Source organism: Paenibacillus sp. JMULE4, assembly GCF_013337105.1.
Lineage (GTDB): Bacteria > Bacillota > Bacilli > Paenibacillales > NBRC-103111 > Paenibacillus_G > Paenibacillus_G naphthalenovorans.
This window is the reverse complement of record NZ_SGWF01000002.1, coordinates 1-13,586: the sequence shown is the minus strand read 5'-3', so window position 1 is coordinate 13,586 and position 13,586 is coordinate 1. Positions and strand designations below refer to the sequence as shown.

16 protein-coding genes and 1 pseudogene are annotated in these 13,586 nt (G+C 51.6%); 16 read left to right on the top strand and 1 reads right to left on the bottom strand.

The genetic code is table 11. The features are described 5' to 3' along the window. Nucleotides 1-8 precede the first annotated feature (8 nt). Genes EXW96_RS00760 through EXW96_RS00685 form a run of 16 tightly spaced genes read left to right on the top strand, consistent with a single transcriptional unit; the run spans nt 9 to nt 12,795 of the window. On the top strand, nt 9-779 hold the full coding sequence (locus EXW96_RS00760) for an ABC transporter ATP-binding protein (protein ID WP_174349606.1): 771 nt from the start codon (nt 9-11) through the stop codon (nt 777-779). Continuing rightward, entirely contained in the window at nt 772-1,479 is a 708-nt protein-coding gene (locus tag EXW96_RS00755; protein ID WP_054818462.1) for an ABC transporter ATP-binding protein, read from the top strand. Before EXW96_RS00760 ends, EXW96_RS00755 begins: the two co-directional genes overlap by 8 nt. Before the next feature lie 28 nt (nt 1,480-1,507). Then, complete coding sequence (locus EXW96_RS00750; protein WP_174349605.1) at nt 1,508-2,890, top strand: phenylacetate--CoA ligase family protein; 1,383 nt, start codon at nt 1,508-1,510, stop codon at nt 2,888-2,890. Between the two features lie 31 nt (nt 2,891-2,921). Further along, nucleotides 2,922-3,107, top strand: coding sequence for a hypothetical protein (locus EXW96_RS00745; RefSeq protein WP_054818464.1), 186 nt, complete (start codon nt 2,922-2,924; stop codon nt 3,105-3,107). A gap of 17 nt (nt 3,108-3,124) precedes the next feature. Further along, complete coding sequence (locus EXW96_RS00740; RefSeq protein WP_160327418.1) at nt 3,125-3,541, top strand: acyl-CoA thioesterase; 417 nt, start codon at nt 3,125-3,127, stop codon at nt 3,539-3,541. Next, nucleotides 3,541-4,002, top strand: a complete 462-nt coding sequence (locus EXW96_RS00735; RefSeq protein ID WP_174349604.1) for a MaoC family dehydratase — start codon at nt 3,541-3,543, stop codon at nt 4,000-4,002. The genes EXW96_RS00740 and EXW96_RS00735 overlap by 1 nt, the downstream gene beginning before the upstream one ends. 28 nt (nt 4,003-4,030) lie before the next feature. Beyond that, nucleotides 4,031-4,621, top strand: a complete 591-nt coding sequence (locus EXW96_RS00730) for a TetR/AcrR family transcriptional regulator (protein WP_062410793.1) — start codon at nt 4,031-4,033, stop codon at nt 4,619-4,621. A gap of 21 nt (nt 4,622-4,642) precedes the next feature. Next, nucleotides 4,643-5,818, top strand: a complete 1,176-nt coding sequence (locus EXW96_RS00725) for a thiolase family protein (RefSeq protein ID WP_174349603.1) — start codon at nt 4,643-4,645, stop codon at nt 5,816-5,818. Nucleotides 5,819-5,851: 33 nt separating this feature from the next. After that, complete coding sequence (locus tag EXW96_RS00720) at nt 5,852-6,769, top strand: Phenylacetic acid catabolic protein (RefSeq protein WP_074729123.1); 918 nt, start codon at nt 5,852-5,854, stop codon at nt 6,767-6,769. Between the two features lie 16 nt (nt 6,770-6,785). After that, nucleotides 6,786-7,061, top strand: coding sequence for a hypothetical protein (locus tag EXW96_RS00715; RefSeq protein ID WP_074729125.1), 276 nt, complete (start codon nt 6,786-6,788; stop codon nt 7,059-7,061). A 14-nt stretch (nt 7,062-7,075) separates the two neighbouring features. After that, the gene (locus EXW96_RS00710; RefSeq protein ID WP_174349602.1) at nt 7,076-7,852 is read left to right on the top strand and encodes a Phenylacetic acid catabolic protein; all 777 of its coding nucleotides are present in this window, start codon (nt 7,076-7,078) and stop codon (nt 7,850-7,852) included. 20 nt (nt 7,853-7,872) lie between these two features. Further along, nucleotides 7,873-8,328, top strand: coding sequence for a 1,2-phenylacetyl-CoA epoxidase subunit PaaD (gene paaD, locus EXW96_RS00705; RefSeq protein ID WP_062410798.1), 456 nt, complete (start codon nt 7,873-7,875; stop codon nt 8,326-8,328). A gap of 39 nt (nt 8,329-8,367) precedes the next feature. Next, nucleotides 8,368-9,225 (top strand): 3-hydroxyacyl-CoA dehydrogenase, encoded by an 858-nt coding sequence (locus EXW96_RS00700; RefSeq protein ID WP_174349601.1) that lies wholly within the window; start codon nt 8,368-8,370, stop codon nt 9,223-9,225. A 16-nt stretch (nt 9,226-9,241) separates the two neighbouring features. Then, entirely contained in the window at nt 9,242-10,444 is a 1,203-nt protein-coding gene (locus EXW96_RS00695; RefSeq protein ID WP_174349600.1) for a thiolase family protein, read from the top strand. 19 nt (nt 10,445-10,463) lie between these two features. Then, nucleotides 10,464-11,957: an NAD-dependent succinate-semialdehyde dehydrogenase gene (locus tag EXW96_RS00690; RefSeq protein ID WP_174349599.1), complete on the top strand. Its 1,494-nt coding sequence runs from the start codon at nt 10,464-10,466 to the stop codon at nt 11,955-11,957. Between the two features lie 52 nt (nt 11,958-12,009). Further along, nucleotides 12,010-12,795 (top strand): enoyl-CoA hydratase-related protein, encoded by a 786-nt coding sequence (locus EXW96_RS00685; RefSeq protein ID WP_174349598.1) that lies wholly within the window; start codon nt 12,010-12,012, stop codon nt 12,793-12,795. Between the two features lie 597 nt (nt 12,796-13,392). Here the strand turns inward: EXW96_RS00685 and EXW96_RS26865 are convergent. Beyond that, nucleotides 13,393-13,586 (bottom strand): annotated as a pseudogene (locus tag EXW96_RS26865) (ISNCY family transposase); the annotation flags it as partial.

Here is a 13,586-nt window from a genome sequence, read left to right as displayed (position 1 = left end):
GTGTTTCGATGCTGCAGGTACAGAAGATTTCCAAAATGTTTGGCGGTTTGAAAGCTGTGGATCAAGTGAGCTTCGACATCAAGAAAGGAAGCATTAAAGCCCTCATCGGCCCGAACGGAGCGGGGAAAACCACCATGTTCAACATCATATCGGGGAATTTTGCCCCGACGGAGGGTCAAGTGATTTTTGAAGACCGGGCCATTACGGGAAGAAAGCCGCACCAGATCGCCCATTACGGGATTATTCGGACCTTTCAAGGCGTCAAAATGTTTGACAGCAACGGATTTACCGTTCTGGACAATTTGTTGGTCGGCTATGACAAGCGCTTCCAGGCGGGCATGCTCCGAAGCAGTATACGCAGTATGATCTCCCGTAAAGAAGAACAAGAAGCGTTGGAAGAAGCGCATCGGGTGAGCGGTCAGATCGGGCTGTCCGATTGGCTGCACGCGCCGGCAAGCGAGCTTCCCTGCGGGTATCAGCGGTTGCTTGAGTTAGCCAGAGCCTTGATGGCAAAACCCAGGCTGCTGCTGCTGGATGAACCGGCCGCCGGATTAAATGACAGCGAGACCAAACGCCTGGTTGGCGTTCTCCGCGAAATACGCCAAATGGGCATAACCATTTTGCTGGTGGAGCACCATATGGGACTCGTCATGGAGGTCTCCGATGACATTGTGGTGATGAATAACGGAAAGAAAATCGCCGAGGGGTCCCCGGAAGACATTAACCGCAACCGTGATGTGATTCAGGCTTATATGGGAGAGGAGGATATCAGTGCTTAGGGTGGAAAACCTGGAATCGGGCTACGGCAAAATCCATGTTTTGCAGCAGGTACAGCTGGAAGTGATGGAAGGGGAAATCGTCAGCATCTTAGGCGCGAACGGGGGCGGCAAAACAACGCTGCTTCGAACCTTATCCGGATTGAATCCCGCCTACAAGGGCAGCATCACCTTTATGGACAGGGATATCACCCATATGCCGGATTACAAAAGAGTCGAGGCCGGACTGATTCATGTGCCGGAAGGCAGGGGAGTCATCAAGGAGCTTACCGTGATTGAAAATTTGGAGCTGGGTGCCTTCCGTTGGAGAAGGGAAAAGGAGAAGGTAGCCCGGAAAATCAAGGAAGCGTTCGAGCTCTTTCCGAGACTTTACGAACGCCTCCATCACAAAGGCGGTACGCTAAGCGGAGGGGAACAGCAGATGCTCGCGATTGCACGCGGCTTTATTGCACAGCCTAAATTACTGATGCTCGATGAGCCTTCCTTAGGGATCTCTCCGATTATTACGAAAGAAATTTTCAAAACCATCCGCAGGCTGCGGGATCAGCATATCTCGATTCTGCTGGTGGAACAAAATGTGAAGGCCGCCTTACATGTATCGGACCGATCCTATGTCTTATCGCACGGAAAAGTGTTGAAGGAAGGGAGCTCTTCCGAATTATCCGCAGATTCCGATATCCAAAAGATGTATATGGGTGCGTAATTAAATCCAACATAGTGGAGGAATGAAGATGAACCGACGCTTATTCAATCCGAAATTGGAACAGCTGACCCGGGAAGAAATCAAACAACTGCAATGGAAAAAGCTCAAATTTTTGCTGGAGCATCAATATGCGCGCAATCCGTTTTACCGGAATTTATTTGACCGGCACAAGATCAAACCCGACGATATCCGTCATTTTGATGATTTCCGGAACAAGGTGCCGAGAATCAGCAAACAAGATCTGGTCGCCGATCAGCAGGCCAATCCGCCTTTCGGCAGCCGGACATGGATGAAAAAGGAGCAATTGATCGGTCTGTATATGACAAGCGGAACCTCCGGATTGGGACAGGAAGTGTACGGTCGAAGCCGAGCAGATCAGGAATACGCAGGCCAAACGTGGGCGATGGGTCTGCATTGGTCCGGGGTAAACCGGGGAGATACCTGTTACAATACGTGGCCCGGCTCGGCGGGACAATTGGCGGGTCCGGATTCGTTGACGCAATCCTACGTGCATCTAGGCGTGTTGAGTATGCATGTAGGCACCCAAAGATCCGAGGACAAACTGAAAATGATGCTTCGTTTCAAGCCGAATCAAATCACCATCGTGCCTGCCTACCTGACACGGTTATCCGTGCTTTGTACCGAAATGGGCATTGACCCGCACAAGGAATTTCCGGAGCTCAAGAGCATTATGCTGGCTACGGAATGCTACTCCCCCGCCTGGGTCGAGAAAATGGAAGCCTTCTGGGGCGCCAAGCTTTTTGAAATGTACGGTTCAACGCAGCAGGGCGGCGGACTTGGGTTTACATGCGAGCACGGGGTTCTGCATAACGGGACTCGAGGCCATATTCACATCTTCGAACACTTGTCCTATGTCGAGGTGCTCAACCGGGAAACCGGCGAGCCGGTGAAGCCGGGGGAAGAAGGCGAAATCGTATTGACGAATCTGGATCGCGAAGCGGCCCCGCTGATCCGGTTCTCGACCGATGACAAAGTCGTATTCCTGCCGCATCATACCTGCTCCTGCGGTCGCGCCTTCGATGCTTTTGAGGCCGGAAGCATCGCACGATACGACGACATGATCAAAATCAAGGCCGTCAATGTATGGCCTGCCGCTATCGAATCCATTCTGTTCCATTATGATGAAGTGGAAGAATACCGGGGCAAGGTGTATATGGAGGAGAACGGAACAGAAGAGGTGTTGATCACGTTGGAATTCAAAAGCTTCGTATCGGAGGACAGAAAGCGGGAAATGCTCTGCTTATTGGAGGATCAGATTCGGCATAAAGTCGGGGTCCGGATGAAAGTCACGGAAGCGAAGGAAAGCTTGCCGCGTTTTGAATTTAAAGTCCGCCGTTGGACCGACGAACGCAGCAAAGACCGCGACCGCATTTTCTATACGGCGAAATAAGGCAAAATAAGAATCGGGAGGCGAATCAAACATGAGCAAGCAGCTGGAAATGAATACGGAGGAATTGGTTTTTCAAACGCACGAGAACCTTAAACGGCTTTGTCAGCATGATGTGCCCGGCATCAAAAATTTAGCCATTCTCATGTTGGCTCTTTCAAGACAATTGGTGATGACGGTGGATCCTTTCCATGTGGAGTATATCCACGATTATGAATAATGAAGCGAGGGGTTGGATTGGAGTATCGGCTGGTTGTCGATTTTGACGATGTAGATTATGCCAGAGTGGTCTATTTCGCCAGATATTTGGCATTTGCAGAAAAAGCGCAAGCACAAGTCTTGCGCAAATATAACCTGTCGCACAAAAGGATGGCGGAACAATACAATGTGGCAACACCGGTGATTCGCTCGGAGTTTTCCTATCTTTCGCCGGCCAGATTGGACGACGAACTGATCATTCATGCCCGAATCGAACATTTATCGGCCAAAGGCTTCGAATGCGAATATAAAATCATCCGCGCGGAACAAGAAAAACTGATCTGCACGGGCAAAACCCATCACCGCTTTATTGACCTGGAATCTTTTAAAGCAACTGAAATTTCTGGAGATTTGTATCGAATCTTTGATACAATAAGAAAGGAAGTTAGGGTATAATGGCAATTATTGGTGTTGTCGAGGGCAAGTATTTCGATGATTTGCAGGTTGGCGATGCATTTGGTTCCTCCATTACATTGACCGAAACGCACTTGGTATTGGGAAGTGCCTTGTTTGGCGACTTCAATCCTGTGCATGTCAATGAAACCTTTGTTCAAAAAGGCCCGTTTCAAAAGCGGATTTTTCCCGGGCCCTTCACGCTTGGTGTGATGGCGTCGTCGTTGGGAAACTTTTTTGCGGGTACAGCCGTGGCCAACACAAACATCAGCGGCAAATTCCTCAAGCCGGTATTCGCCAACGATACCGTAACCACCCGATGGACCATCGAAGCCCTGACCTATAAAGAGAAGCTGAAAGCGGGATTCGTTGAGCTTGCAGGGCGATGCGTGAACCAGCACGGTCATGAGGTCGTGGAATCCAGGGCGGTCGTATTGGTTCATTCGAAGCCGAATGTCATCTAGTAAATATCGTTTAGAGGTGTTCTAAGTCATGGGATCTAAAAGCCAGAAATACCATCTCCGTCGCGAGGAAATCATAGACCAGGCGGCCAGGATATTTCAGGAAAAGGGATATAAAAGCGCAACCTTGAAGGATGTTGCCGATCGTCTGGAAATTACTGCACCGGCTGTCTATTATCACTTCAATAGTAAACAGGAGATTCTATATGAAATTTTCCAACGGACGATGAAATTAGGGCTGGATTCCATGAATCGGATCGCAGAAAATTCCATGAATCCTAAAGACAAATTGAGAATGGTGATAGAAGAATATTCCGCGTTGGTTGCCAATAATCTCGATTTCTTCACGGTATTTTTTCAAGATAAATATGAATTGTCCGAAGATCACACGGAGTTGATTACCGCCCGCGAAAGAGAATTCATCCGTGTTCTCAGAAATATTTACGCTCAAGGGGTGAAAACCAACGATTTCGTGGATTTGGATCCTGTGTTGGTCGTTAACGGGATTCTGGGGATGTGCAGCTGGCTTTATAAATGGTTCAAGCCGGAAAAGAAATACAGCGTTCAGGAAGTCAGCCGGCAATTTACTCAAATGATTTTGAGCGGTTTGGAAAAAAAGTAGTTGAGAGAAGGGGGCTTCAGCATGAACCCTGTGAAAATTCTCGGAGTCGGGATGACCCGGTTTGCCAGGCATGAGCACGAAACCTTGAGGAGCTTGGCACAAAGCGCAATCACAGAAGCTCTGGCAGACGCCCGAATAGACAAAAAAGAAATCCAGGCGGTATTCTTTGCGAATTCCATGGCCGGCTTCGTCACGGGTCAGGAATGCGTTCGGGGCCAAGTCAGCCTTTGGGATTCCGGGTTGTCGGGACTTCCTGTCTATAATGTGGAGAATGCCTGCGCAAGCGCGTCTACTGCGTTCAATCTGGCCCATATGGCGGTCAAGTCGGGACAATACGATGTGGTTCTCGTCGTTGGAGCAGAGAAGCTGTTCCATCCAGACCGTTCCCGGACATTAAAGGCGCTTGCCGCCGCAACAGACGTGGAGCTGATCAAGGACGGCGAAATGCAGGGAAGTATTTTCATCGAATCCTATGCCCAAAGAACAAGAGCCTATATGGATAAATACGGAGTGAGTCCGCTGGAATTTGCTCTCATATCGGAAAAGAACCGGTATCATGCTTCCCTTAATCCGTATGCCCAATACAGAAACCCGATTACCGTAGAGGATATATTAAACTCGCCTATGGTAAGCGATCCTTTGACCCGGCTGATGTGCTCTCCTATAGGCGATGGCGCCGCTGCGGCCGTGATCTCCAGCCAAGCGTATGCCAAACGCACTTCGTTAAGCGAACCGGTCGATGTCCTGGCTTCCGTAGTCAATTCTTCAGCGCCTTATGCCGAGGACGGCGAACGTGCGGCGGAGCGGGCGGCCAAACGCGCATACGAGCTGGCGGGAGTGGAACCTACGGATATTGATGTAGCGGAGGTTCACGATTCCGTTTCACCGGTAGAGCTGTTCATTTATGAATCATTGGGCTTTTGTAAAGAAGGGGAAGGCGTCAAGCTTCTTCGGGAGAAGGCAACAACGCTTGGCGGTACCATTCCCGTCAATACGAGCGGTGGACTCGTTTCGAAAGGGAATCCCAGCGGAGCGACCGGATTGGCTCAAATCTGTGAGATCGTGTGGCAGCTAAGAGGCCAGGCTGGTGCAAGACAAGTGGAGGGAGCCCGAGTAGGGTTAACGGAAAATGCCGGCGGAAGAGTAGGGAATGATTCGGCTGCTCTGGCCGTGCATATTTTTTGCAAAGTATTTTAATTAACAGTAATTAAAAAAAGGAGGCCATACGATATGATGACGGCTCAAGCTTTTTTTCAGCATGTGGAAAGCGGCGGGAAAGTCGATTCGACCGATTGGATGCCGGAGGAATACAAAAAGGAAGTGACGAGAGTCATGGGCTTTCAGGCGTTAGCCGAAATTGTAGGCGCGATGATGCTGTCCCAGTGGATTCCTTATACCCCTTCGATTGTCAGGAAAATGATGTACGCGGCAAAATCTCAGGACGAAATGGGCCACGCTCATATTCTCATTCGGGCCTGTGAAGATCTGGGCTACTCGCGGGAAGAAATCATTGAAGGATATATTGAACGCAAAAACAAGCTGTTGAATATTTTTCATTACTCCTTCGGCTCTTATGAGGAAATGGTTGCGGCTATGCTGCTGCAAAACACCGGGGCGATCGTCCAATTTCAATCGCTGGTGCAGGGCAGCTACCTCCCCTATCAACGGGCGCTGAGAAAAATCATGAAGGAAGAGTCCTTCCATTACAACCTGGCCGTGAATATGATTCAACAGCTGACGACACATGGCACCGATCGGCAGCGGGAAACCGTGCAGTATGCATTCGATCTCTGGTATCCGCGGATGCTGGCTTACTTTGGTCCGTCGGAGAAAGGCAAAGCGCCAAGCAATGCCTTGAAATGGAGAATCAAGGTCGACACCAATGACACGATTCGCACGCGCTGGTTGGATAAGATTGTTCCTCTGGTGGAATCTTTGGGCTACAAGTTTCAAGATCCGCAATTAGCCAAAGATGCAAAAACAGGAACCTGGTCCTATACCGAGCCGGATTGGGAAGAGGTCAAAGCGGTGATTAACGGCGGCGGTCCTTCCTCGGAATATTGGCGAGAAAGCGTAAGTAAAAGCTACGAAAACTATCAATGGATCAGGGATTTGATGAACAAGGGCAGTAAAATCCAAACGGCATGATGCGAGGTGAACCGGTATGGCTCAGGCTCAACACGATACGAGCAAACAGCAATTATATGAGGTATTCATTCAAGAAAAAGCGGACCGCTCCGCCATTCACGTAGGCAGTGTGCGGGCGCCGAGCGAGATCCTGGCCCTTCACAGCGCCAGAGAAATTTTTGCCCGCCGCGAGAATTGCGTGAAGCTGAGCATTGTGAATCGAAAGCACATGATCCATTTTCAGGACACCGAATTTTTGGGCATGTCGAAAGATAAAAAATATCGCTTGGCTTCTATGGAGTACAACGTCTGATTGGAGGGGCTGTCATGCAGGAAAATACGGTACTTATCGACTTTATGAATCAATGGGCGGAAGACGAGTTTTGGGCAGGCCATTTGCTGACCAAAAAAATATATGAATATGGACCCGATCTGGAAGAAAACATCGCCATCGGTTCGATCTCCCAGGATGAGATCGGACACTGCAGGATGCTGCTGAACCTCCATACGACCGGCGAAAAGCAGATAGATCATTTGATCTACGGGAAGCCGCCGGAACAAATCAAGGTCTCCCGGTTAGCCGAATATTGGTATGAGTACGATTGGGCCCGGCTGGTGATGAAGCAGCTCATCTATGACATTTGCGACGGCGTGCGCTTGTCCTTCGGCGGAGAAATCCCGGATTCGGGGCTGCAAGATGTTCTGAGATTGATGAAGCGGGAGGAGGCCGTTCATCTGGAGCATTGGATGGAATGGGCTCTGCTCATTTCGGAAGACAGCCAAGGCCAATCGCTTCTGCAAAAAGCGGCCGGGCAAATTTACCCGCTGATCTCCGATTTTTTCGCCGATCCGTTAATAGAGCGCGTCTCCGCGGAATACGGCCTAAATTCGGTCAGCGCGAAGTCGCTGCTAAAGCAATGCCTGGACGAATTGAATCCCCGATTGATCCAATTGGGACTATCGATTCCATGCCCTGAACAAGAGATGATCGGCAATCTGTCGGTACAAGGCGGACGTTATGGACTGCACTCTTCCGGTTTTATGCCGTTGTACAACGAATTTACTTTGGTTTACCGTCAAAACCCGGACATGGTCTGGGGATAGAGCGAAGGTGGTGATTTCGTATGGATGCGGAGAAACAAGCGGTACGCGAGGCGCTAAAATCGGTAGAGGATCCCGAGCTGCCTGTCAGCATCGTGGATCTGGGTATTGTCGAGAACATTGACTGCGGCCCGGAGCACATTCAAGTCGTTCTAACGCCCACCTTCTCCGGCTGCCCCGCATTGGAACATATACGCAAGCTGGTGATCGGCGTCCTGGAGGAGCAATTTCCGGGCAAACGAGCCGAAGTGGGCTGGAGCTTTACCTCATCCTGGACATCTCAGAAAATCAGCTCCGACGGGGAAACGGCATTAAAAACGTACGGGATTGCCTTGGCTGCGGACGGGGTCGTTCATTGCCCCTACTGCGGCTCCAAGCATATCGTGCGGGACAGCCCTTTCGGATCATCGCTGTGCAAGGAGATTTACTATTGCAAGCATTGCAAAAATCCTTTTGAAAAAATGAAGCATTTGGCTTAAGGCGGCATGACTGATCCGCTTAACGGGAGGGAACAGGCTTTGATTGAACAGCTGGTTGTTGTCGGCGGCGGCGTAATGGGCCGGGGCATCGCCTACACGGGGGCGGTTTCCGGTTTTCATGTGAAGCTGGTCGATAAATATGAACAGGTTTTGCAAAGCGCCCGGCAGGAAATAGAAGAGCTTTTTGCAGGCGCGGTCCAACGAAACAAGTTAACGCTTGAAGAAGCGGCATCGGCCAAGGAGCGCCTTTCCTATCACTCGGATTTGGAAGGCAGCGTCCAAGCGGCGGATCTGGTGATTGAAGCCGTAACGGAAAAGCTCGATTTGAAAAAGCAGATCTTCGAGATGCTCGATCGGCATGCTCCGGCGCATGGTTTGCTGGTCAGCAACACGTCCACTTTGAGCCCTACCGAAATCGGTTCGTTTACGAGGCGTCCCGATAAAGTCATGGCCATGCACTTTTTTAACCCGGCCTACAAAATGAAGCTGATCGAATTGGTGCGGGGTCTGGAAACGAGCGATGAGACGGTGCGGCTGATTCAGCTGGTCGCCGGGCGTATGAATAAAGAAACGGTGACGATTAACGAATTCCCCGGGTTCGTCACCAGCAGGATGAGCGCCCTGGTAGGCAATGAAGCCTTTTATATGCTGATGGAGGGAGTCGGAACTCCCGAGGAAATCGATAAAGCGATCAAGCTGGGCTTGAATTATCCGATGGGGCCCTTGGAGCTTGCGGATCTTGTGGGATTGGATGCGCGGCTGAACAATTTACGCTATTTGCATCAATCCTTGGGGGAAAAATACCGGCCCTGTCCGCTGCTTGTCAAATATGTGCAGGCCGGCCGTTTAGGGCGCAAAACCGGAAGAGGCGTATACGAGTATGGGAAAAAAGAATAAGTGACGGTGATCGTTCATGAAAGAAGCTGTGATCGTCGATGCGGTCAGAACTCCGATAGGAAAGTATAAGGGCGCTCTTAAATCGGTACGTCCGGACGATTTGGCCGCCGCCGCCATACGGGCTATTCTGGAGCGCAACCCGGGGGTGCCTGTTCAGGACATTGAAGATGTCATTCTGGGATGCGCGAATCAAGCGGGGGAGGACAATCGCAATGTGGCCCGGATGGCGGTTCTATTATCCGGATTGCCGCTGGAAGTAGGCGGAACGACAGTGAATCGTTTGTGCGGATCGGGGCTGGATGCGGTGATGTACGCCGCGAGAAGCATCGGCGCCGGTGCCGGGGAGATTTATCTTGCCGGAGGAACGGAGAGCATGACGAGGGCGCCGCTTGTCATGGGTAAAGCTGAAACCGAATATCCCCGCGGCGATGTGAAAATGTACGATACCACCATCGGCTGGCGGTTCGTCAATCCCCGGTTGGAGCGCTTGTACGGATCGACAAGCATGCCCGGAACGGCCCAAATCGTAGCGGACCGGTATCGCATTTCCCGGGCGGATCAGGATGAATTCGCATGGCAAAGTCAGCACAAGGCGCAGCGCGCCTGGGAATCGGGCTGGTTTGACGATGAGGTCATCCCCGTTACGGTGGAGGATGCCAAGGGGAACCGGACGTCCTTCGCACAGGATGAGCATCCCCGCTTTAACCTTAAGCTGGAGCAGCTGGAGAAATTACCGCCGCTGTTCAGTGGCGGTACCGTTACTGCTGGCAACGCTTCCGGAGTCAACGACGGCGCCTCCGTCCTGCTGTTGATGAGTGCCGACAAGGCGAAGGAGCTGGGCGTAAAGCCGTTAGCCCGATTTGTGGCCGGAGCCGTTGCCGGAGTCGAACCGGATGTGATGGGACTGGGCCCGATTCCGGCCGTTCAAAAGGTGCTCCAAAGGGCGCGGCTCAGCGTTTCCGATCTGGACCTGGTGGAACTTAACGAGGCGTTCGCTTCCCAGTCGCTTCAATGTATTCGGGGGTTGGAACTGGATCCGTCGATCGTGAATGTCAATGGAGGAGCGATTGCTTTGGGGCATCCTCTGGGCGCCAGCGGGGCAAGAATTTTGACCACTCTGGTGCATGAAATGAAACGCAGAAAAGCCAAAAGGGGCTTGGCCACGATGTGTATCGGCGTAGGGCAGGGAATCGCAGCGATTGTCGAAGCTGTGCAATGAAATGGGGGAGAGGTTGGATATGAGTGTGCAAATAAACGCGCAAAACTTTCCTTGGTTGGAATTCATCGAGCACGGTGAACAACTGAAGATGTACATTAACGGACAATGGGTCGAGGGCCGGTCCGGAGAATGGGAGCCAGTCGAAGACCCTTCTTCGAAAAATGTGATTGCCTACGTTTCGAAAGGGGGCGCTCAAGAAGCGGAGCGAGCGGTTGAAGCCGCTCAGGCCGCATTCGGCAGCTGGTCGATGGTCAGCGCGAGGGAACGCTCGAAATATTTATACCGGTTAGCCAATTTGTTGAGGGAGCACGCTTTACCGTTGGCCTCTCTGTTGACCGCCGAATCGGGCAAGGTATTGAAGGAAGCGATGGAGGAAATCCGTTCGGCCTCCGCTTACGTAAGCTGGTATTCGGAGGAAGCCAAGCGCATTAACGGAACCGTGGTTTCGCCTGCGAATCCGAATAACCGGATTTTCGTGCTGCAACGACCCGTGGGTGTCGTCGTGTCCATCTGTCCCTTCAATTTCCCTTTTGGCATTCTGGCAAGAAAATTGGCCGCCTCTGTCGCCGCAGGGTGCACGTTTGCAGCCAAGCCCGCTCCGGAAACGCCGTTAACGGCATTGATGCTCGCCCGTCTTGTGGAAAAAGCCGGTTTTCCCCAAGGGGTCGTGAACATCATTACCGGAGATGCGGCGGCCATTGGAAAGGTGTTCTGCGAGCATCCCGCCGTCCGGAAAATCACCTTCACCGGATCCACTCAGGTCGGACGTCTGCTCACTGCACAAGCGGGACAGCATTTAAAGCAGACGCATATGGAGCTTGGAGGCAATTCCCCGTGCATTATTTTTCCGGATGCGGACCAGGAGAGAGCCGTAAAGACCCTGCAGTATGCCAAATTCAGAAATACCGGCCAGGTTTGCGGGTCTCCTAACCGTATTTACGTACATGAATCCATAGCGGAAGAGTTTATTGACCGGTTTTATCGGCAAATCAATACCTTGAAAGTGGGACCGGGGCATCATAAGGAAGCCCATATCGGTCCGCTCATTCATCAAAGAGCGATTGAAAAGGTGGACCGGCTGGTCAAAAGTGCCGTGGCTCAAGGAGCGGAGGCTCAAGTGTGCGGCAAGATGGTAGACGGTGTGGATTCGGACTCAGGCTATTACTACCTGCCTGTGATGATCAGAGGAGCTCAGGATCATATGGATATTTGCCGGGAAGAGATCTTTGGTCCGGTAGCGACTTTTCTTACGTTCAAGGAAGAGGATGAGGTCGTAACGCGTGCCGTCGCGACGCCTTACGGACTTGCAGGTTTTGTCTACACGAAGGATGTCTCCAGAGTGCTCACTATTTCCGAAAAGCTGGAGGTCGGCAACGTAGGCGTGAACGGAGCCGTTTCGGCCAATATTGAATCTCCTTTCGGAGGAGTCAAAGAAAGCGGATGGGGGCGTGAGGGGGGGAAAGAGGGGCTATACGATTTTTTGGAAACCGTCACCGTTTCGATCCAAGTGTAGCGGTACGATGACCTGAGAGAGATCAGTAAAGGTTGGAGGTGAACGATGGAAAATGGAGGAGTCGCTCGTTTTGCTGGATAAACGGGAGCATTTGGCGGTCATTACCTTGAATCGGGCGGAAAGGCTGAACTGCTTCGACTATCGGATGCTGGTGCAATTGGAGCAAGCGGTCAGCGGCATTCGGATGGATAACGACGTCTATGCGGTTATTATTACGGGTGCCGGTGATAAAGCCTTCAGTGCGGGAGCGGATTTGAAAGAAAGGCAAACGCTTACCGAGCAGGAGGTGCGCCGGAATGTGATGAAAATCCGCGAGGTGTTCACGATGATTGAAGAGCTGCCCCAACCGACGATTGCCGCGATGAACGGACATGCGCTCGGCGGCGGTTTGGAATTGGCGCTGTCCTGCGATTTTCGTTATGCGGTCCAGGGGGCGCTTATCGGTTTAACGGAGGTCAGCTGGGCGATCGTTCCCGGAGGCGGCGGAACCCAGCGGCTGCCTCGGCTGATCGGGATGGCCCGGGCGAAAGAGCTAATTTTTACGGCAAGGCGGATTACCGCCGGGGAAGCATTGGCCTTGGGCATGTTGAATGGCGTAGCCGGGGAAGGGGAGGACGTGATGCGCCCCGCGCTGAATTTAGCGGACGAAATCATGAAGAACGGTCCGCTGGCGGTAAGGCAGGCCAAGTATGCGATTCAATATGGAAGCGAGGCTGACTTGAAGACCGGCCTGCGTATCGAATCTCAAGCTTATGAGGCCATCATTCCAACAGCCGACCGCATAGAAGCGCTGGCTGCTTTCAAGGAGAAGCGGGCGCCCCGGTTTGTAGGCAGGTGATCAGCAGGAGAATAGGCTTCGGATGACCGATGATCCGTCACGGATCCTCGGCTTTTTTTATCTAACAAACCAGGGAGCTTTTAGCTGTCAAGCTTGAAGCAGTTTTATGTCGAAGCGGAATCGCACCCTGTGCGTCTTCTGTCAGTTCAAGAAACACCCACAGGACCGGTTTGTCGAAATGTGATCGGATCTTCGGCAGCTGTCCTGATGCTTCTGACAAAGATAGGGCGCTGTGCCTGTGCTCATTTTAAGTCTTGACAAACGGATCTTTTTGTAACCGCTATCATTAGGTTGAAAGGGGGTCTATATTTACCTGGAGAGTGTAGCTGGTTTAAAGAAAGAAGAGCAATGAAGAACGTCAGCTCAAGGAAGACAAGGATGATCATCACCAAGGGAGTAGACATTTGACTCGAATGCCGGGTAAACCCCGGACGAACCAAACCGAATACAGGATACGGCGGTCGTTCCCGGTTCTTCAACGGAGAATGACCGCTGAGTCCATTCCGGATTGAACAATATTCCGCTGTCAAGCGTCTGTGAAAATGTCACCTTAACTCGCCTATAAAAATGTCACTTTTTTAGTTTGCCCAGCCACCGTCAGGTGGCTTGGATTACCGTTAATTTTGTGCTATTCTGAACTTGGTTTTTGTTCCGATACATCCTCCAAGGATGATCGGCGGCGGGTTTGCGGTGCTGCGCAGAACTCGCCTTTTTTGCTTGCTTCACCCGTTCTGGCTTTTCCGTCTCTTTCAGCGGAATTGCTTGACCTTTGTGCCAAACGAGCACTTCTC

What these genes read in the sequence shown, in the direction of transcription:
- EXW96_RS00760 (WP_174349606.1), top strand. Translation starts at nt 9, where the DNA reads ATGCTGCAGGTACAGAAGATTTCCAAAATGTTTGGCGGTTTGAAAGCT.
- EXW96_RS00750 (WP_174349605.1), top strand. Translation starts at nt 1,508, where the DNA reads ATGAACCGACGCTTATTCAATCCGAAATTGGAACAGCTGACCCGGGAA.
- EXW96_RS00745 (WP_054818464.1), top strand. Translation starts at nt 2,922, where the DNA reads ATGAGCAAGCAGCTGGAAATGAATACGGAGGAATTGGTTTTTCAAACG.
- EXW96_RS00735 (WP_174349604.1), top strand. Translation starts at nt 3,541, where the DNA reads ATGGCAATTATTGGTGTTGTCGAGGGCAAGTATTTCGATGATTTGCAG.
- EXW96_RS00730 (WP_062410793.1), top strand. Translation starts at nt 4,031, where the DNA reads ATGGGATCTAAAAGCCAGAAATACCATCTCCGTCGCGAGGAAATCATA.
- EXW96_RS00725 (WP_174349603.1), top strand. Translation starts at nt 4,643, where the DNA reads ATGAACCCTGTGAAAATTCTCGGAGTCGGGATGACCCGGTTTGCCAGG.
- EXW96_RS00720 (WP_074729123.1), top strand. Translation starts at nt 5,852, where the DNA reads ATGATGACGGCTCAAGCTTTTTTTCAGCATGTGGAAAGCGGCGGGAAA.
- EXW96_RS00715 (WP_074729125.1), top strand. Translation starts at nt 6,786, where the DNA reads ATGGCTCAGGCTCAACACGATACGAGCAAACAGCAATTATATGAGGTA.
- EXW96_RS00710 (WP_174349602.1), top strand. Translation starts at nt 7,076, where the DNA reads ATGCAGGAAAATACGGTACTTATCGACTTTATGAATCAATGGGCGGAA.
- paaD (WP_062410798.1), top strand. Translation starts at nt 7,873, where the DNA reads ATGGATGCGGAGAAACAAGCGGTACGCGAGGCGCTAAAATCGGTAGAG.
- EXW96_RS00695 (WP_174349600.1), top strand. Translation starts at nt 9,242, where the DNA reads ATGAAAGAAGCTGTGATCGTCGATGCGGTCAGAACTCCGATAGGAAAG.
- EXW96_RS00690 (WP_174349599.1), top strand. Translation starts at nt 10,464, where the DNA reads ATGAGTGTGCAAATAAACGCGCAAAACTTTCCTTGGTTGGAATTCATC.
- EXW96_RS00685 (WP_174349598.1), top strand. Translation starts at nt 12,010, where the DNA reads ATGGAGGAGTCGCTCGTTTTGCTGGATAAACGGGAGCATTTGGCGGTC.